The organism is Vibrio cyclitrophicus (assembly GCA_023206055.1).
GTDB lineage: Bacteria > Pseudomonadota > Gammaproteobacteria > Enterobacterales > Vibrionaceae > Vibrio > Vibrio cyclitrophicus_A.
On the sequence record CP065366.1, the window covers coordinates 3,212,604 to 3,231,142 of the forward strand.

The window sequence follows — 18,539 nt, forward strand, 5'->3', positions numbered from 1 at the left end:
GCTTAAGCTAACCTTTTATTCTTGAATTTTTCTTTCAAACGCCTTACTGGCACGCTATCCATAAAGTTTGCACCAATCGCAACAAATAACAATAACGCATTAATTGGCCACATGCCGATTACCGCAGGAATACTCCCTTCTTCAATTGAAGATTTAGTTGCACTGATTGCTAAGAAATAGGTGAGATAGATCAGTATTGCTGGACCAATTTTGGCAAAACGACCCTGTCGAGGGTTTACCGCTGACAGTGGCACAACAAGCATGGTCAACAATGGAATACAAAGTACCAAAGAAATACGCCACTGCAGCTCTGCTTTCGCACTGTTGTTTGGATTACCAATCAGATCCAGTGTAGGAATGGCTTCCCAATCTCGTCCTTTCTTCTTAACTTCACGTTGGCCAATTAGGCCTTCGTACTCTTCAAAGTGCGTCACCATATAATCGAGACGTGTCGGAATCCCCTCATGACGGGTACCATCGTACATTACAATCACTTGGCGACCATCGCTGAGCTCTTTTACATCACCCGACTTAGAGAACATCACACTCGGCAATACCGAATCACGTGGACGCATTTGAGCAACGAACACATTTTCTAACTTATTACCGTCGATATCATCAATGAAAACAACAGAAGAACCATCCGGCGTACCTTCAAATTTACCTTTTGGCAGCAAATCAACACTGTTCTCTGCAGCCACTTCTTCATACATTTGCTCAACTTTGTCTTGCGACCAAGGAGACAACCAAAATGAGTTGAAGGCAGCAACAGATGCGGTAATCAAAGCCAAATAGAGTGCAGATTGGATAAGGAATTTATTACCAATACCCGTAGCGTTCATTACGACTATTTCACTTTCAGCGTAAAGACGGCCAAAAGTAAGCAAAATACCAATATAGATACTGAGTGGAAGCATCAATAAGCCCATCGCTGGCATATTTAGGCCAACAATAGACAATATAAGACTCGCAGGGATATCACCATCAGAGGCGTCCGCTAAAACACTGATGAATTTTTGGCTGAGAAACACGAGAAAGAGAACAAAAAAGATCGCAAATTGGCTCTTGATTGTCTCGCGGATCAAATATCTAACAATAATCACGCTCAAATTACCTATACAAAACTTGTTTTTTTGATTGAATCACTATAATTTCCCGTTGAACCTTTTATTTTTTTAAATTTTTAGCTAAGTGTTAGCGTTCTTCTTTAAGGTTAGTTCCATTATAGGATCCAACAAGTAAGAACCCATTATCTAACATTTAGTTCGATTTGTCTTCAGGATGTAGGAGTACGCATGGAGTTCAGTGTAAAAAGTGGCAGCCCAGAGAAACAGCGCAGCGCATGTATCGTTGTCGGTGTATTCGAACCGCGCCGCCTTTCTCCAGTAGCCGAGCAATTAGATAAAATTAGCGATGGCTACATTAGTTCACTGCTTCGTCGCGGTGATCTAGAGGGTAAACCTGGCCAGATGCTGCTACTGCATCAAGTACCTGGTGTACTTTCAGAACGTGTTCTACTGGTAGGCTGTGGTAAAGAACGTGAGCTAGGCGAGCGTCAATACAAAGAAATTATCCAAAAAACCATCAGCACACTAAACGAAACAGGTTCTATGGAAGCGGTATGTTTCCTTACAGAGCTTCACGTTAAAGGTCGCGACACTTACTGGAAAGTTCGTCAAGCGGTAGAAGCGACTAAAGATGGTCTTTACACATTCGACCAATTTAAGAGCAACAAACCAGAGACTCGTCGCCCATTGCGCAAATTGGTATTCAACGTACCAACACGTCGCGAACTAAGCCTTGGCGAAAAAGCGATCTCTCATGGTCTTGCTATTGCTTCAGGTGTGAAAGCATCTAAAGACCTTGGCAACATGCCACCAAACATCGCGAACCCTGCTTACCTAGCTTCTCAAGCTCGTCGTTTAGCTGACGATTATGAGACAGTAAAGACTAAGATCATCGGTGAAGAAGAGATGGAAAAGCTGGGTATGACTTCATACTTAGCAGTAGGCCGTGGCTCTAAGAATGAATCTATGATGTCTATCATGGAATACAAAGGCGCTGCTGACCCAAATGCAAAACCTATCGTTCTAGTCGGTAAAGGTCTTACTTTCGATTCAGGCGGTATCTCACTTAAGCCAGGTGAAGGCATGGATGAGATGAAGTACGACATGTGTGGTGCTGCGTCTGTATTCGGCACAATGAAAGCATTAGCGAAACTTAACTTGCCAATCAACGTTGTAGGTATTCTTGCTGGCTGTGAAAACATGCCGGGCAGCAATGCTTACCGCCCAGGTGACATTCTAACAACGATGTCTGGCCAAACGGTTGAAGTACTAAACACTGATGCTGAAGGTCGCTTGGTTCTATGTGATGCTCTAACTTACGTTGAGCGTTTTGAACCTGATTGTGTTGTCGACGTTGCAACACTAACTGGCGCGTGTGTTATTGCTTTAGGTCACCACATCAGTGGCGTTCTATCAAACCACAACCCACTTTCTCACGAACTTGTTAATGCTTCAGAGCAAGCAAGTGACCGTGCATGGCGTCTACCTATGGCAGACGAGTACCATGAGCAACTAAACAGCCCATTCGCTGATATGGCGAACATCGGTGGTCGTCCTGGCGGCACAATTACTGCTGGTTGTTTCCTGTCTAAGTTCACCAAAAAATACCACTGGGCTCACATCGACAGTGCAGGTACAGCTTGGAAGTCAGGCGCAGCAAAAGGCTCGACAGGTCGTCCTGTCTCAATGCTAGTCCAATTCTTATTGAACCGCAGCGGCCAAGAGACTGAAGAACAATCTTCAAAATAATGAAAGGGCCTACGGGCCCTTTTTTAATAAGCGCTATTTGTTAGACCCTGTTAACCAAGTAATATTGATATCCACGATTTTCAGTTCGAGTATTAAGTATGCAGACTGCTACATTTTACATTGTGCCTTCAGACAGCCCGCAAGCTAGCGAAGATGGTTTTGCTTACTATGTGCTGTTTCTTGCTCAGCACTTTGCAAAACAAGGCGCTAAACTTTATCTCAACTGTAACGATAAAGATCATGCAGAGCGTATCGCTGAAGTTTTTTGGCAGGTAGAGCCTACTGAATTTATCGCGCACAACTTGGTTGGCGAAGGCCCAAAATATTCAACGAATATTGAAATAGGCCATCAAGGTGTCAAACCTAATTGGAACCGCCAATTGGTAATAAATCTGGCCGATAATCATACAACCTTTGCGAACGCCTTTGCTCAGGTGATAGACTTCGTCCCTTGCGAAGAAAAAGCTAAGCAACTCGCTCGAGAAAGGTATAAAATTTACCGTCAGGCTGGATATCAGCTACAGACTATCGAGATTCAACATCCATAGTCAAACCTCATAGTTAAAGCTATCTTTGGATTTAGATTCAAGAAGCTTCACTTATGAAGTTTGACCACGATTAACCATTCACAGTATCCGTTTAAGAGCACTATGGAAAAGACATACAACCCAACATCAATCGAACAAGCTCTGTATAAGACTTGGGAAGAGAAAGGCTACTTTAAGCCACACGGTGACACATCAAAAGAAGCTTACAGCATCATGATCCCGCCACCGAACGTTACTGGCAGCCTACACATGGGTCACGCGTTCCAAGATACGATCATGGATACGCTTATCCGTGCTCAACGTATGAAAGGCAAAAATACGCTTTGGCAAGTGGGTACTGACCACGCTGGTATCGCAACTCAAATGGTTGTTGAACGTAAGATCGCTGCTGAAGAAGGCAAAACAAAACACGACTACGGCCGTGAAGCTTTCATCGACAAGATCTGGGAATGGAAAGGCGAATCAGGTGGCACGATCACTCAACAACTTCGTCGTCTTGGCGCATCTGTAGACTGGGATCGTGAACGATTCACTATGGATGACGGCCTATCGGCTGCGACTCAAGAAGTGTTTGTTCGTCTATACGAAGAAGACCTAATCTACCGTGGTAAACGTCTAGTAAACTGGGATCCTAAACTGCACACTGCAATCTCGGATCTTGAAGTTGAAAACAAAGACAAAAAAGGTTTCATGTGGCACTTCCGCTACCCGCTAGCGAACGGTGTTAAAACGGCTGATGGTAAAGACTACATCGTTGTTGCGACTACGCGTCCTGAAACCATGCTTGGTGATACCGGCGTTGCGGTTAACCCAGAAGATCCTCGCTACAAAGATCTTATCGGTAAAGAAATCCTGCTTCCTATCGTAAACCGTCTTATCCCTATCGTAGGTGATGAGCACGCTGACATGGATAAAGGCACGGGTTGTGTGAAAATCACGCCAGCTCATGACTTTAACGATTACGAAGTGGGCAAGCGCCATAGCCTACCAATGATCAACATCCTAACGTTCAACGGTGATATCCGTGATGCGGCTGAAATCTTCACGACTAACGGTGAAGAGAGCGATGTGTACTCAACAGAGCTTCCTGCTAAATACCAAGGTATGGAACGTTTTGCTGCTCGTCGTGCAACGGTTGCTGAATTTGAAGAACTAGGCTTACTGGAAGAAATCAAAGATCACGATCTAACCGTTCCTTACGGTGACCGTGGTGGTGTGGTTATCGAACCAATGTTGACTGACCAATGGTACGTGCGCACAGCTCCTCTTGCTGCGCCTGCTGTTAAAGCCGTTGAAGATGGTGAAATCCAATTCGTACCTAAGCAATATGAAAACATGTACTTCGCGTGGATGCGTGACGTGCAAGACTGGTGTATCTCTCGTCAACTTTGGTGGGGCCACCGTATCCCAGCATGGTACGACAACGATGGTAAAGTTTACGTAGGTCGCACTGAAGAAGAAGTTCGTGAAAAGAACAACCTTTCACCGGTTATTGTTCTTAAGCAAGACAACGACGTTCTTGATACTTGGTTCTCTTCTGCACTTTGGACGTTCGGCACACAAGGCTGGCCTGAAGATACTGAAGCAATGAAAACATTCCACCCATCAGAAGTACTAGTATCTGGTTTTGATATTATCTTCTTCTGGGTTGCGCGTATGATCATGATGACAATGCACTTCGTGAAAGACGAAGATGGCAAGGCTCAAGTACCTTTCAAAACAGTTTACATGACGGGTCTTATCCGTGATGAAAACGGCGACAAGATGTCGAAGTCGAAAGGTAACGTACTTGACCCAATCGACATGATTGACGGCATCGGCCTTGAAGAGCTAGTAGAGAAGCGTTGTGGCAACATGATGCAACCTAAACTGGCAGCTAAGATCGAAAAAGCGACACGTAAGACTTTCGAAAACGGTATCGAACCATACGGTACTGACGCGCTACGTTTCACTCTTGCTGCTATGGCTTCAACTGGTCGTGATATCAACTGGGACATGAAGCGTCTTGAAGGTTACCGTAACTTCTGTAACAAGCTATGGAACGCGAGCCGTTACGTACTGATGAACACAGAAGAGCACGATTGTGGCATGTCACTGTCTGTTGAAGACCGTGCAAACATGGAATTCTCTCTAGCAGATAAGTGGATTGAATCTCAGTTTGAAGTTGCAGCGAAAGAATTTAACGCTCACCTAGACAACTACCGTCTAGACATGGCAGCAAACACGCTTTACGAATTCATCTGGAACCAATTCTGTGACTGGTACCTAGAGCTAACGAAACCTGTTCTTTGGAAAGGTTCTGAAGCTCAGCAACAAGCGACTCGTTACACGCTTATCACGGTTCTAGAGAAGACTCTACGTCTTGCTCACCCTGTTCTTCCTTACATCACTGAATCTATCTGGCAAAGCGTTAAGCCGCTAGTAGATGGTGTTGAAGGCGAGACAATCATGACTCAAGCGCTTCCTCAGTTTAACGAAGATAACTTCAATGCTGAAATCGTTGAAGACATCGAGTGGGTTAAAACTTTCATCACAGCTATCCGTAACCTACGTGCGGAATACGACATTGCCCCAAGCCAAGGCTTAGAAGTAATGATCAAAGTCGCTGATGAGAAAGATGCAGCTCGTATCGAAGCAAACAAGATCGTTCTTACTTCTCTCGCTAAGCTAGACGATATTAAAGTTCTTGCTACTGGTGAAGAGACTCCAGCTTGTGCAACCAAACTGGTTGGCAAATCTGAGCTGATGATCCCAATGGCTGGTCTTATCGACAAAGATGCTGAGCTTGCTCGTCTAGATAAAGAAGTAGCTAAGACTCACGGTGAGATTAAGCGTATCGAAGGTAAGCTAGGTAACGAAGGTTTTGTTGCTAAAGCACCAGAAGCGGTTATCGCGAAAGAGCGTGAAAAGCTTGAAGGCTACCAAGAGACTCTTGTGAAGCTTGAAGAGCAAAAAGCGACAATCGCTGCGCTTTAAAGCTGAGTGAACGAGAAGGCTTCGAACTTCTCGCTCTAAATAGAAAGGTTGGTCTTCGTGACCAACCTTTTTTTATGCCTCTCACTCCAAGTCTTATCGTCAGTCACTTATTTATTGATAGGTTTCATCTATCAAATTAATCTCTACTTCCCATTAGATTTAATGATAATAATTCTCAATAATAGCTCTATCGAAACAATATAACGACTGAGTAATTATCATGAAAAAGACACTAACCTTTGCTGCATTACATTTTACTATCGCATTTAGTGTCGCTTACGTACTAACAGGCGACATCTTAATTGGTAGCTTAATCGCTATGATTGAGCCCTCTGTGAATACTGTTGCTTTCTATTTTCATGAAAAGGCATGGGCTCAAGTTCCAGCGCTTAAAGCTCGTCAATGGATGACTAAATTAAAAACAGCAAGCTTCGCGACTATCCACTTTAGTGTTGCCTTTACCGTTGTCTACTTATTGACAGGCGATGCTTTCATCGGCGGTGTGATGGCCTTGCTGGAGCCAACTTTAAATACAGTTGCTTACTACTTCCACGAAAAAGTTTGGTTACGAAAAACAGAAAGCCAAACAACACAGTTGCAGTTTTGTTTGCACCAACATGCTTAATCTAGAGAGTTTACTGTTGACATAGTTGCGATGCGCACTTAAATTATAGTTGTACATCGCAACCATATTAAGAGGCAACATGACTTCAGCACAACTTAGAGAATTATCACGTCAGCTCGCTCGACAGCTTGGAGTGCTCGATAAAGATTGTGGTGATATTGCCCTACCTCCGATTCAAGCTCATACACTGATCGAACTAGAACAACAGCCATTAACCGTCAATCAATTAGCGGATAAGCTCAATATTGATAAGTCCAACGCCAGCAGAGCAGTCAACAATCTAGCGAAGAACTCGTTAATTCAAACCTCGCCACACCCTAACGATAAGCGCAGTGTTGTGGCTTCAGTAACAGAGCAAGGGATAAACACTCTTGCCAAACTTCACAATCAACAGAATCAATTTTATGACTCGATACTTGATCGTTTAACGGAAGCGGAAACTCAACAAGTTTCGGGGGGAATGGAGCATTACCTTAAAGCACTGCAACAAAGCCACGCTTCAAGTGATGTGGTGGTTCGCCCCCTACAACAGCAGGACAACACCGTAGTGGCCAATGTGATTCGCCAAGTTTCTTATGAGAACGGACTAACAGAAGACAAAGGTTATGGTGTAGCTGATCCCACCTTAGAAGACATGTTCAGCGTTTATAACAATGAAAGATCTCAGTATTGGGTAATTGAACTTGATGGAAAGGTTGTCGGTGGTGGTGGATTTGCACCATTAGCAGGTATGCCAGAAGTCTGTGAACTGCAAAAGATGTACTTCTTGCCAGAAACCAGAGGCAAAGGCTTAGCGAAGAAGCTGGTTAATATGTCGATGGAGAAAGCTAAGGAGCTGGGTTATCAACATATGTATTTAGAAACGACGGAATGCTTAAGTGCTGCGGTCAAACTCTATGAGAAACTGGGCTTTGAACACCTGGATTCAGCCTGGGGAGAAACAGGCCACGACGCTTGTGAGGTTGTCATGGCCAAGTCGTTATAAGCAGAATGTGCCACTATAGCGAAAGAAGGTAGCGCTAAAATATACGGAATTAGCGTAAAAAGTTACTGACGCAAGAAGTTGGGTTCAAGGCAACAAAAGAGCTCTCTTCTTGCCCATCGAGTACCACTTCTAATTGGTATAGATGCTTAGGGTTAGGGTTCTCAATATCAAAAATGATAGGTGCTTCAACTTGGAACACGACGCCAGTATGTTCTGCGCGCACATCAATCGGCATCACGAGTGTCATACCATTAAACTTGATGGATGCCGATACTAACCCCGCCTTTAGCGTTTGATAGATAACATCCACTTTAAATTCACAGCCACCACCGTGGTGCCAGATCTGTTCTGTGACAACTTGCTCTAGCTTGACGTTTCGAACGAACTGCAGGTATGGCACTTGCCAAATCCCGATGCGTGAATCAGATTTAGCGATAGCTTGTGAAGATACAGAATCATCCATATCCTCTTCAAGCAATAGGCTCTCCTCTTCTTCAAGGAAAAGGATCTCGAAACGGTTTCGGCCGGACTGCATATAAGGGCGGATATCTTTACGGTATTCAGCTTGGCTACCATCACAATCAAAAACAGCCACACCATTAAGTCGAACTTCAGCAAAGTAATCGACCCCAGCCATCACTAACTCAACAAATGGACACGCCAACATAACGTCATCCACTTCTATGTCATGCATCAGGTGCCATTCTTGCTCTGCGATTTCCTCTTCACTCAAGCTAACAGGGAGCTTTGAGCTTAACGGAGCCGGAAACGTGATGTCATCTTGTGGGATTGAGAGATCCGTCAGTGGCGAAATTTGCCAAAGACCATCGAGAGGTAGCCGCATGTCATTCCTTGAGCTAGATCAATTTTGACCGCATTATAATGAATGAATGCATATAAAGACATTTATTTTTCTGAGGACAAAAAAATGCCAGCTCAAGACTGGCATTCTTTAAAACTGGGAGAGATTACTCTTCGTCTTCATCATCTTCGTCAGGGTAGATAGCATCTTCACCTTCGTAGTAAGTGCCCCAACCATCGTAGATAATGTCAAACTTCTCTGCAAGATTTACAAGCTTCTCAACTTGCTCATCAATCGCTTCTGCGTTCAGAGTACACTGCATCGTTGCATCACAACAAAGTAGCTTGTTGCCATCTTCGTCTTCTGTCTCTTCAGCTTCAAGCACTTCAAAGCCCATTTTGAATGCTTCAACAACGGCTTTCTCAAGTACTGCGAAATCTTCAGCGAATAGGTGATGCTCGATATCGTATAGAGCTTCAGGATCGCTACCATCTTCGATTAGTGCTTCAATGATGTCGCGAGTCTCTCCTTTTTGAAATTCAATTAATTCCGCTACTGATAGATATTCATCTTCGTGAGACATGTGTCTGCTCCAGAGTGTTGACTATGAAAAGATCAAATTTGATTGCCACGAAATATGGCACGGATCGCCTAGAAAAGCCACCTAGATCAGGTGTAGAAGAGTAAGTTTATCGCTAGATAACAGAAGGGATATCAATTAAAAAGTGAAATCAAAATCACAGAAACAAATTTTCAACATATTTTTAACCATCGTGTGTTTTAGCATTTCATTTTTATTGTTACTTTTAGCCTGACTCCTTCAAAATTGAGTGGTTAATCATATCAGATGCATACTGCCGATCACTTCATCGATGCATAAAACCTCACTTATAAGTAAGTAACTGCATAAATTTTGAATGAAAAATCACGTTCACCAAGCAAAGTGGATTATCAAATCACTGAAATTGGAGCATAGATCCGCAAAAAGTTTGTTCCAGAACTCAGCCTTTCGGTTGGATTTTAATATTAACAACCCCATACAACTCAGCATTTAAAACCAAAAATATCAAAATAACATAACCTTTACACAAGTTTCAAAACTTGCATATTACGAACAAGCTTGTCATAAATAGACGCTGGATTAATAGTAAGGATGCAAAATGAGTAAGCTGTACGTTGGCTCCGAAGTCGGTCAATTAAGACGAGTTCTCCTAAATAGGCCTGAAAGGGCACTCACCCACCTCACCCCTTCTAACTGTCATGAGCTACTCTTTGATGATGTACTTGCAGTAGAAGCAGCAGGTGAAGAACACGATGCCTTTGCGACAACACTTCGTAACCAAGACGTTGAAGTGTTATTACTGCATGACCTACTGGTTGAGACACTCGCTGTAGCACAAGCTCGTGAGTGGCTGCTTAATACTCAAATCTCTGATTTCCGTTACGGCCCTACATTCGCACGTGATTTAAGAGAGTACCTTGCTCAAATGGACAATGAGCACTTGGCTACGATCCTACTTGGTGGTTTAGCCTACTCTGAGCTTCCTATTAAATCTTCTTCAATGCTACCGAAGATGCACCGCCCACTTGATTTCGTTATTGAGCCGCTACCTAACCATCTATTTACCCGCGATACTTCTTGCTGGGTTTATGGCGGTGTCTCTCTTAACCCTATGATGATGCCTGCTCGTCAACGAGAAACGAATCACTTGCGAGCAATCTATCGCTGGCACCCTGTATTCGCGGGGCAAGATTTCATTAAGTACTTTGGTGATGAAGATCTTCATTACGACAACGCCAATATTGAAGGTGGTGATGTACTGGTAATCGGTAAAGGTGCTGTTCTTATCGGTATTTCAGAGCGTACCAAGCCACAAGGTGTCGAAAACCTAGCGGCGAGTTTATTCAAGTCCGGTCAAGCTAAAGAAGTGATTGCGATTGATTTACCGAAGCACCGCTCTTGTATGCACCTTGATACGGTCATGACGCACATGGATATCGACACATTCTCTGTCTATCCAGAGATCGTTCGCAAAGACTTAGACACCTGGCGCTTAACGCCGAAAGAAAATGGCGAAATGCGAGTAGAGAAAGCTGAAAACTACCTAACAGCGATTGAAGGCGCACTAGGCCTTGATCAATTAAAGATCATCACAACTGGTGGTGATAACTACGAAGCTGAACGTGAACAGTGGAATGACGCTAACAACGTACTGACGGTGAAACCGGGTACGGTTATCGGTTATGAGCGTAATGTTTACACCAATGAGAAATACGATAAAGCAGGCATCGAAGTTCTGACCATTCCAGGCAATGAACTGGGTCGCGGTCGTGGTGGCGCTCGTTGCATGAGCTGTCCTATCGAAAGAGACGGTATTTAACTCAAGTAGTTCAATAAAGCGAACACACTAACTTATCTAGGCCAGTACCATTGTACTGGCCTTTTTTATCAAATTAATAAAATAAATATTCACAAATATGGCATTTTTATGTTTAACTGAGTTCTTCATTGATTCTATATACCCAAGGAGCGAGAGATGGCATTTAATCTTCGCAATCGTAACTTTCTAAAACTTCTCGACTTTACTCCTAAAGAGATTCAGTTTTTACTCGACCTGTCTGCTGATCTTAAAAAGGCTAAGTATGCAGGTACAGAGCAAAAAAAGCTTAACGGTAAAAACATCGCTTTGATCTTTGAAAAAGCATCAACTCGAACTCGATGTGCGTTTGAAGTGGCCGCCTTTGATCAAGGAGCTCAAGTCTCTTATTTAGGTCCTTCTGGTTCTCAGATTGGTCAAAAAGAATCAATGAAAGATACGGCACGAGTTTTGGGACGTATGTACGATGGCATCGAATATCGTGGTTTTGGCCAGAATATCGTTGAAGACTTAGGCGCTTATGCGGGTGTACCGGTTTGGAATGGTCTAACCGATGAATTCCACCCTACTCAGATCTTGGCTGATTTCCTCACCATGCTTGAGCATGGTCGCGGAAAACATCTGCACCAAATAAGCTTTGCTTATCTGGGCGATGCACGCAATAACATGGGTAACTCTCTGTTAGTCGGAGCTGCAAAAATGGGCATGGATATTCGCCTTGTTGCGCCAAAAGCGTTTTGGCCAGAAGAACAGCTTGTCGAAGAGTGCCAAGCTATAGCACAAAGTACTGGTGCCAAAATCACGCTAACAGAAGACGTTGCTGAAGGCGTGAAAGACTGTGATTTCCTTTATACCGATGTTTGGGTTTCTATGGGTGAAGCGCCAGAAGCTTGGGACGAACGTGTGGCTGTAATGACACCTTACCAAGTGAATATGGATGTCATAAAGCTTACAGGTAACCCTCAAGTGAAGTTCATGCATTGCCTGCCTGCTTTCCACAACAATGAAACCGTAATCGGCCAGCAAGTCGCAGACAAATATGGAATGAATGGCTTAGAAGTAACAGACGAAGTGTTTGAGTCTGACTACTCGATTGTGTTTGATGAAGCAGAGAATCGCATGCACACCATCAAAGCGATAATGGTCGCGACACTTGGCCAATAGAGAATAATGAAAGTAAACAAAAGCTTGATGTAATCGCTTGCGCTCACAAATTGAAAGCGTATAATTCTCGGCAATTTGTCTGAGAGTAGTGAAAATGACGCCAAGCAATGTTGTGATAAAACATAATGATATTGTGAAAACACATAATAAAATTGTGAAAACACCAAATATTGCTCGCAAGCTAGCATGCTTGCCAGGCCGCCTATTCTGCTTTTCAGCACTTTTTTAAAGCCTCCCATTATGGGGGGCTTTTTTATGGCCAATACATTATTGTGGGGAAGAAGATCATGGCGAATTCGCTCTATCAAAAGCACATCATCTCAATTCCAGAGCTTTCTCGTGAAGAGCTAGAATTAATTGTTCAAACGGCAGGTCAACTCAAAGCTGAACCAAACCCAGAACTCATCAAGAACAAAGTTGTTGCCAGCTGCTTCTTCGAACCTTCTACTCGAACTCGTCTCTCTTTTGAAACTGCGATTCAACGCATCGGTGGTGATGTGATTGGTTTCGATAGCGGTGGTAACACATCACTAGCAAAGAAAGGCGAAACGCTAGCAGATTCAGTGCAAGTTATCTCTTCATACGTTGATGCTTACGTAATGCGCCACCCTCAGGAAGGCGCAGCACGTCTGGCTTCTGAGTTCTCAAACGGTGTGCCTGTTATTAACGCAGGTGACGGTGCAAACCAACACCCGACACAAACGCTACTAGACTTGTTCTCTATCGCTGAGACACAAGGTCGCCTAGATAACCTTAACGTAGCATTCGTTGGTGACCTTAAGTACGGCCGTACAGTTCACTCGCTGACTCAAGCACTAGCGAAGTTCGACAACATCTGTTTCTACTTCGTTGCTCCAGAAGCACTGGCGATGCCTGACTACATTTGTGAAGAGCTGGATGAAGCGGGTATCAAGTACCAACTACTGACAGACATGGAAGATGTGATTCCTGAGCTAGATGTTCTGTACATGACTCGAGTTCAGAAAGAACGTTTTGATGAATCGGAATACGCGCACATTAAATCCGCATACATCCTGACTGCTCCTATGCTGGAAAATGCACGTGATAACCTAAAGGTTCTGCATCCTCTGCCTCGCGTTGACGAAATTACAATTGATGTCGATAAAACGCCTTACGCTTACTACTTCCAGCAAGCAGAAAATGGGGTTTACGCACGTGAAGCATTGCTAGCCCTTGTTCTTAACGAAACGCTGTAGAGGAGAGATATCATGTCTAAAGAGACTCAATTAAAAGTTGAAGCAATCAAAAACGGAACGGTTATCGACCACATCCCAGCCAACATCGGGATCAAGGTACTCAAGCTGTTCGACATGCATAACTCTAATCAGCGAGTGACGATTGGCCTGAATCTGCCGTCTTCTGCACTCGGTGGAAAAGACCTGCTCAAGATTGAGAATGTATTTGTCACCGAAGAACAAGCGAGCAAGCTGGCTCTTTACGCTCCTCACGCAACGGTAAACCAAATCGAAGATTACGAAGTGGTTAAGAAGTTAGCCTTAGAACTTCCAGAGCAAATCAACGATGTGTTCGAGTGTCCAAATACCAACTGCATTACTCACAATGAACCGGTTGAAAGTAGCTTTAAGATCTTTGAAAAGAAAGAAGATATTCGATTGAAGTGTAAGTATTGCGAAAAAGTCTTCTCTCGCGAGATCGTGACAGAAAGATAACACCATACGGTAACGCTGACCGAATGTAAAAACTATCAAATACCTCGCCCGTGCGGGGTATTTTGCGCTTTACCTATCCAAAGTTTGAAGGCACACTGAAAATTGATTTTTATCTAATAACTGATGGAATAAACCAATGACTAAAGTACTTCACACAGAATCTGCTCCAGCTGCAATCGGCCCATACGTACAAGGCGTTGACCTTGGCAACATGGTACTGACTTCTGGTCAAATCCCAGTAAATCCAGCAACTGGTGAAGTATCTGCTGATATCGCAGAGCAAGCTCGCCAATCTTTAGACAACGTTCAAGCGGTTGTTGAAGCTTCAGGCCTGACTGTAAAAGACATCGTAAAACTAACGGTATTCGTTAAAGACCTAAACGACTTCGGCACAGTAAACGAAGTTTACGGCAAGTTCTTCGATGAGCACGGCGTTGCAAACTACCCTGCGCGTTCATGTGTTGAAGTAGCTCGTCTACCAAAAGATGTTGGTATCGAGATCGAAGCTATTGCGGTTCGCAAATAGGTTTAATCTCTAGATTAAACACCTTCTAATAAACGACTTAACGTAATGTTGGGTGTTTATTAGATACAAAAAAGGTTGCCCCGTTGGCAACCTTTTTATTGTTCATCGTTTCGCTTAGATGATTACTTTTTATTCAGCTCAACCACTTCTTTATCTAACTCTTCAAGCTTAGCAGCCATCTGCTCACGAGCTAAGTTAGCCAGTTCACGAACGTTAGACTTATCAAAGCCTTCAGTGCTGATTGGTGGCAGCATTTCAACAATCACGTGACCATTGTTCCAACGGTTTAGCTTCACGCCACCTGTTGAGCTACACACAATAGGGATGATAGGCAAGCCAGCACCAATCGCAGCATGGAATGCACCTGTTTTGAATGGCAGCAAACCACGGCCACGAGAACGAGTGCCCTCAGGGAACATCCAAACTGAAACATCACTCTCTTTTAGGCTAGTCACGACCTGATCAATGGTACCCACCGCTTTGCTGCGGTTAGCACGGTCAATAAGAATGTTACCCGTCAGCCAGTAAAGCTGACCAAATAGCGGCATCCACACTAGGCTCTTCTTACCAACCGTCACAACTTTAGGCGTTACCGCTGATGAAATCGTGAATAGATCCCAGCTGTTCTGGTGGTTCGCCACATAAACATGTTGGCCACGAGAGTAAGCATCTTCTGGGATACGAAGTTCTAACTTCATGCCGAAAATTTTCGACATGCGGCCGAAGTAACGGCCAAAGGTAAATACGTGTTTCGGGTTACGCGGGCTCAGTAAACAGTAACCACACCCAAATACAAACATAAGAATCGCAAATATCGCCACTGCGAAAATACGTAATATTGCTATCATTTTGTTCCTCACCAACCGCTAAGCGGATTCATCTATTCGCACAAACAAACACTGGCAATAGATTCACTTGCGGTAAATACAACTATAAAAAAGCCGAAACCAAGGTTCCGACTTTTGTGTTTTCATTTTACTGACTCATGAACTCACTAACCTAAGTTAGCTAGACTCACGAAATCGTGTAATGTTTGCACCTAAGGCTGACAGTTTATCTTCAATCTTATCGTAGCCACGATCGATGTGATAAATACGGTCAACAATGGTTTCACCTTGAGCAATACAGCCAGCAATAACAAGGCTCGCAGACGCACGAAGGTCCGTTGCCATTACTTGAGCGCCGCTCAATTTCTCCGTTTCACCACAGATAGCCGTGTTGCCTTCGATTTCCGCTTTTGCACCCATTCGCTGTAATTCAGGAATGTGCATGAAGCGATTTTCAAAGATAGTCTCAGTGATAACACCACTGCCCTTCGCCATCATATTAAGCAGAGTAAACTGAGCTTGCATGTCTGTTGGGAAACCAGGGTGAGGTGCTGTTACGATTTTCACCGCTTTTAGCTCACGACCTGTCATATCAAGGCTGATCCAGTCTTCGCCCGTTTCAACCTTCGCACCCGCTTCTTCAAGCTTCGCTAATGCAGCTTCAAGAAGATGAGCGTTAGTGTTACGACAAACAACTTTACCGCCAGACACTGCCGCAGCAACAAGGAACGTACCGGTTTCAATGCGGTCTGCAACCACAGAGTGTTGACCACCGCCAAGGCGTTCAACCCCTTCGATAGTAATCGTATCTGTACCTGCGCCAGAAATCTTAGCACCCAGCTTGTTTAGGAAGTCAGCGGTATCAACAATCTCAGGCTCACGCGCAGAGTTGTCTAATACTGTTGTACCTTCCGCTAGTGTTGCTGCACACATGATAGTAATCGTAGCGCCAACGCTAACTTTATCCATCACGATGTGCGCGCCTTTCAGACGGCCATCAACACTTGCTTTTACATAACCATCTTCCAACGTAATCGTTGCACCTAGCTGCTCTAGGCCATGGATATGCAGATCAACAGGACGAGCACCAATAGCACAACCACCTGGAAGTGACACTTGGCCTTCACCAAAACGAGCTACTAGAGGACCCAAAGCCCAGATAGAAGCACGCATTGTTTTTACTAAATCGTAAGGCGCACAAAATTCATTAATTTCGCTGCCATCAACATGAACACTACCGTTGCGTGATACTTTTGCGCCTAAACGCTTGAGCAATTCCATCGTAGTATCGATGTCACGTAGGTGAGGAACATTACTCACTTCAACCGGCTCTTCAGCAAGGATTGATGCAAATAAAATAGGTAGCGCTGCATTTTTTGCGCCTGAGATCGTCACTTCACCGCATAGCGGCTTATCCGATCCAATAACTCGAAACTTTTCCATCATAAACCTTAAAGTGACATCAGTTTCTTATCACGTTCCCACTCTTCTGGCGTGAAAGCCTTAATAGAAAGAGCATGGATGTCATTGCGTTGAATGTATTCCATTAGTGGGCCGTAGATTAGTTGCTGCTTCTTAACTCGATTCATGCCGTCAAAACATGGATCAACCGCAACAACTTCGTAATGACTGCCTTCACCCTTCACGAAAATCTCCTGAAGGTTCAGTGCTTCTGCTAATAATTCTTGTACTTTTGTGCTGTCCACAAATAGCTCCTGCCTAATTTTTTATGTGTTCTGCCATCATTGGCTGGATATTGCTCAATTGGAACAACGTTCGTAATTGTTCTGGCACGAAACTGAGCATTATATGACAGTTTTGATTTTTTGCATGCTCTAATAAGTGAATTAGCATCACCATTCCTGCTGAATCGACTCGATTTATATGGCTAAGGTCAATTTCAACGCTCGATTCTGTGGTTTGCCACTTTTCCAATATACGCCAGATTGCAGGAACACTGTCTCGGTCTATATCACCAAGCAGCTGATATTCTTTAGAGCTTAGTGCTTGCCATTGAGAATGGCTCATTATTTGTTACTCTCGAAACGAATCGGTTGTGCGGCCAGTTTTTCTAGTTCGTCAGCAACCTGCAAGATGCCTTCTTGACGAATCTTAGTATTCCACTCTGACTGCTTGCTTGATAGTAGACTAATGCCTTCAGCAACCATATCAAACGCTTTCCACTCGCCCGACTTGTTGTCTTTGCGAAGCTTAAATTCAAGTTTGATGTTTGGTCTAGGAGTATCGATGATATCGACCTTGATACTGGTAATACGGCTATCGGCTTTGATTTTTGGTTCGGGGCCAAATTCAATCGTCTGATCTGTATATTGGGTCAGTACTTGAGCATAAGAAGAAACCAGGTATTTACGGAATGAGTCGATAAATACACGTACATCTTTTCTATCCGCACCTTTTAAATTTGGGCCTAATAACTTAAGTGCCGCATATTGTGCATTTACATAAGGCATCAACTCTTCTTCCACGATGACCTTCAATAACTCTGGGTCTTGGTGGATGTTGTCTTGTTCATTTTTCAAACGCTCAAATGCCACTTCCGCAACTTGAGTCATCATCTGGTAAGGCTGAGTACGATCAATCGATTCTGCAGCAAATGCTTGAGTAGAAATAAGCAATGCCATTGCTGCCATAAACATTGATTTCAAGTAATCGATAGCTTTTAAATGACTAATAGTTTTCAACATCATCTTATTCCTTAACTCCGCTGTCATTAGAACCACCAACGCTATACAGCACTTGGCCAATCAAATCTTCTAGTACTAATGCTGATTTAGTGTCTTCAATTGAATCACCATCCACCAGCATCTCTTCATCATCAAAAATGAAGCCTGGAACCAAACTAATATACTGCTCACCAATTAATCCAGACGTTAAAATTTGAGCGCTAGAGGTATCTGGAAATTGTGAGTACTTCCCATCAATAGATAATTCAACGACAGGAAGATAGCTATCGGTATCAAGCTCAATACTTTTAACTCGACCAACAACGACGCCCCCCACCTTCACCGGAGAACGAACTTTTAGACTACCAATATTGTCAAAGGTCGCTTTTAGGTTGTAAGTATGGTTCGAACCTATACCTTTTACGTCAGCGACTTGAAAGATCATGATTAAGATTGCGCAAATTCCGGCAATAACAAAGGTGCCGACCCATAATTCTAATTTTCGAGTTTGTTGCAT

General features: G+C 43.6%; 19 protein-coding genes. 10 read left to right on the forward strand and 9 right to left on the reverse strand.

What is annotated here, in order from left to right:
* Nucleotides 1-2: 2 nt before the first annotated feature.
* Nucleotides 3-1,103, reverse strand: a complete 1,101-nt coding sequence (gene lptF, locus ITG09_14200; protein UPR51802.1) for an LPS export ABC transporter permease LptF — start codon at nt 1,101-1,103, stop codon at nt 3-5.
* Between the two features lie 192 nt (nt 1,104-1,295).
* Between lptF and pepA the strand changes: the two genes are divergently transcribed.
* From pepA to ITG09_14225, 5 genes are all read left to right on the forward strand, one after another.
* Entirely contained in the window at nt 1,296-2,816 is a 1,521-nt protein-coding gene (gene pepA, locus ITG09_14205; protein ID UPR51803.1) for a leucyl aminopeptidase, read from the forward strand.
* 98 nt (nt 2,817-2,914) lie between these two features.
* Complete coding sequence (locus ITG09_14210) at nt 2,915-3,364, forward strand: DNA polymerase III subunit chi (protein ID UPR51804.1); 450 nt, start codon at nt 2,915-2,917, stop codon at nt 3,362-3,364.
* Nucleotides 3,365-3,466: 102 nt separating this feature from the next.
* Nucleotides 3,467-6,340 carry a valine--tRNA ligase gene (locus ITG09_14215; protein UPR51805.1) on the forward strand — a complete coding sequence of 958 codons (2,874 nt, stop codon included), beginning with the start codon at nt 3,467-3,469 and terminating at the stop codon, nt 6,338-6,340.
* 220 nt (nt 6,341-6,560) lie between these two features.
* Nucleotides 6,561-6,965: a DUF2061 domain-containing protein gene (locus ITG09_14220; GenBank protein ID UPR51806.1), complete on the forward strand. Its 405-nt coding sequence runs from the start codon at nt 6,561-6,563 to the stop codon at nt 6,963-6,965.
* Nucleotides 6,966-7,044: 79 nt separating this feature from the next.
* The gene (locus tag ITG09_14225; GenBank protein UPR51807.1) at nt 7,045-7,950 is read left to right on the forward strand and encodes a MarR family transcriptional regulator; all 906 of its coding nucleotides are present in this window, start codon (nt 7,045-7,047) and stop codon (nt 7,948-7,950) included.
* A gap of 49 nt (nt 7,951-7,999) precedes the next feature.
* On the opposite strand, the gene ITG09_14230 is transcribed toward ITG09_14225, so the two are convergent.
* Together ITG09_14230 and rraB are read right to left on the reverse strand one after the other, a co-directional pair.
* Nucleotides 8,000-8,794 carry a hypothetical protein gene (locus tag ITG09_14230; GenBank protein ID UPR51808.1) on the reverse strand — a complete coding sequence of 265 codons (795 nt, stop codon included), beginning with the start codon at nt 8,792-8,794 and terminating at the stop codon, nt 8,000-8,002.
* Between the two features lie 124 nt (nt 8,795-8,918).
* A complete protein-coding gene (rraB, locus tag ITG09_14235) occupies nt 8,919-9,335 on the reverse strand; it encodes a ribonuclease E inhibitor RraB (protein UPR51809.1) in 417 nt (138 codons plus the stop codon).
* Nucleotides 9,336-9,912: 577 nt separating this feature from the next.
* Between rraB and arcA the strand changes: the two genes are divergently transcribed.
* From arcA to ITG09_14260, 5 genes are all read left to right on the forward strand, one after another.
* Nucleotides 9,913-11,133, forward strand: coding sequence for an arginine deiminase (gene arcA / locus ITG09_14240; protein ID UPR51810.1), 1,221 nt, complete (start codon nt 9,913-9,915; stop codon nt 11,131-11,133).
* 156 nt (nt 11,134-11,289) lie between these two features.
* A complete protein-coding gene (locus ITG09_14245; protein ID UPR51811.1) occupies nt 11,290-12,294 on the forward strand; it encodes an ornithine carbamoyltransferase in 1,005 nt (334 codons plus the stop codon).
* A gap of 287 nt (nt 12,295-12,581) precedes the next feature.
* Nucleotides 12,582-13,511: an aspartate carbamoyltransferase gene (gene pyrB / locus ITG09_14250; GenBank protein ID UPR51812.1), complete on the forward strand. Its 930-nt coding sequence runs from the start codon at nt 12,582-12,584 to the stop codon at nt 13,509-13,511.
* A 12-nt stretch (nt 13,512-13,523) separates the two neighbouring features.
* Nucleotides 13,524-13,985 (forward strand): aspartate carbamoyltransferase regulatory subunit, encoded by a 462-nt coding sequence (locus ITG09_14255; protein UPR51813.1) that lies wholly within the window; start codon nt 13,524-13,526, stop codon nt 13,983-13,985.
* A 136-nt stretch (nt 13,986-14,121) separates the two neighbouring features.
* Nucleotides 14,122-14,511, forward strand: coding sequence for a RidA family protein (locus ITG09_14260; GenBank protein ID UPR51814.1), 390 nt, complete (start codon nt 14,122-14,124; stop codon nt 14,509-14,511).
* A 122-nt stretch (nt 14,512-14,633) separates the two neighbouring features.
* Here the strand turns inward: ITG09_14260 and ITG09_14265 are convergent, their stop codons facing one another.
* From ITG09_14265 to mlaD, 6 genes are all read right to left on the reverse strand, one after another.
* Nucleotides 14,634-15,359, reverse strand: coding sequence for a 1-acylglycerol-3-phosphate O-acyltransferase (locus ITG09_14265; protein ID UPR51815.1), 726 nt, complete (start codon nt 15,357-15,359; stop codon nt 14,634-14,636).
* Between the two features lie 156 nt (nt 15,360-15,515).
* Nucleotides 15,516-16,781, reverse strand: coding sequence for a UDP-N-acetylglucosamine 1-carboxyvinyltransferase (gene murA / locus ITG09_14270; protein UPR51816.1), 1,266 nt, complete (start codon nt 16,779-16,781; stop codon nt 15,516-15,518).
* A gap of 8 nt (nt 16,782-16,789) precedes the next feature.
* A complete protein-coding gene (ibaG, locus tag ITG09_14275; GenBank protein UPR51817.1) occupies nt 16,790-17,044 on the reverse strand; it encodes a BolA family iron metabolism protein IbaG in 255 nt (84 codons plus the stop codon).
* 13 nt (nt 17,045-17,057) lie between these two features.
* Nucleotides 17,058-17,366 (reverse strand): lipid asymmetry maintenance protein MlaB, encoded by a 309-nt coding sequence (locus ITG09_14280; protein UPR51818.1) that lies wholly within the window; start codon nt 17,364-17,366, stop codon nt 17,058-17,060.
* The gene (locus ITG09_14285; GenBank protein ID UPR53651.1) at nt 17,366-17,995 is read right to left on the reverse strand and encodes a phospholipid-binding protein MlaC; all 630 of its coding nucleotides are present in this window, start codon (nt 17,993-17,995) and stop codon (nt 17,366-17,368) included. Before ITG09_14285 ends, ITG09_14280 begins: the two co-directional genes overlap by 1 nt.
* Before the next feature lie 52 nt (nt 17,996-18,047).
* Nucleotides 18,048-18,539 (reverse strand): outer membrane lipid asymmetry maintenance protein MlaD, encoded by a 492-nt coding sequence (gene mlaD, locus ITG09_14290; protein UPR51819.1) that lies wholly within the window; start codon nt 18,537-18,539, stop codon nt 18,048-18,050.

Bases quoted from the DNA above. Each gene is read 5' to 3' on its own strand.
- pepA (UPR51803.1), top strand. From the start codon at position 1,296: ATGGAGTTCAGTGTAAAAAGTGGCAGCCCAGAGAAACAGCGCAGCGCA.
- ITG09_14210 (UPR51804.1), top strand. From the start codon at position 2,915: ATGCAGACTGCTACATTTTACATTGTGCCTTCAGACAGCCCGCAAGCT.
- ITG09_14215 (UPR51805.1), top strand. From the start codon at position 3,467: ATGGAAAAGACATACAACCCAACATCAATCGAACAAGCTCTGTATAAG.
- ITG09_14220 (UPR51806.1), top strand. From the start codon at position 6,561: ATGAAAAAGACACTAACCTTTGCTGCATTACATTTTACTATCGCATTT.
- ITG09_14225 (UPR51807.1), top strand. From the start codon at position 7,045: ATGACTTCAGCACAACTTAGAGAATTATCACGTCAGCTCGCTCGACAG.
- ITG09_14230 (UPR51808.1), bottom strand. From the start codon at position 8,794: ATGCGGCTACCTCTCGATGGTCTTTGGCAAATTTCGCCACTGACGGAT.
- rraB (UPR51809.1), bottom strand. From the start codon at position 9,335: ATGTCTCACGAAGATGAATATCTATCAGTAGCGGAATTAATTGAATTT.
- arcA (UPR51810.1), top strand. From the start codon at position 9,913: ATGAGTAAGCTGTACGTTGGCTCCGAAGTCGGTCAATTAAGACGAGTT.
- ITG09_14245 (UPR51811.1), top strand. From the start codon at position 11,290: ATGGCATTTAATCTTCGCAATCGTAACTTTCTAAAACTTCTCGACTTT.
- pyrB (UPR51812.1), top strand. From the start codon at position 12,582: ATGGCGAATTCGCTCTATCAAAAGCACATCATCTCAATTCCAGAGCTT.
- ITG09_14255 (UPR51813.1), top strand. From the start codon at position 13,524: ATGTCTAAAGAGACTCAATTAAAAGTTGAAGCAATCAAAAACGGAACG.
- ITG09_14260 (UPR51814.1), top strand. From the start codon at position 14,122: ATGACTAAAGTACTTCACACAGAATCTGCTCCAGCTGCAATCGGCCCA.
- ITG09_14265 (UPR51815.1), bottom strand. From the start codon at position 15,359: ATGATAGCAATATTACGTATTTTCGCAGTGGCGATATTTGCGATTCTT.
- murA (UPR51816.1), bottom strand. From the start codon at position 16,781: ATGGAAAAGTTTCGAGTTATTGGATCGGATAAGCCGCTATGCGGTGAA.
- ITG09_14280 (UPR51818.1), bottom strand. From the start codon at position 17,366: ATGAGCCATTCTCAATGGCAAGCACTAAGCTCTAAAGAATATCAGCTG.
- ITG09_14285 (UPR53651.1), bottom strand. From the start codon at position 17,995: ATGTTTATGGCAGCAATGGCATTGCTTATTTCTACTCAAGCATTTGCT.
- mlaD (UPR51819.1), bottom strand. From the start codon at position 18,539: ATGCAACAAACTCGAAAATTAGAATTATGGGTCGGCACCTTTGTTATT.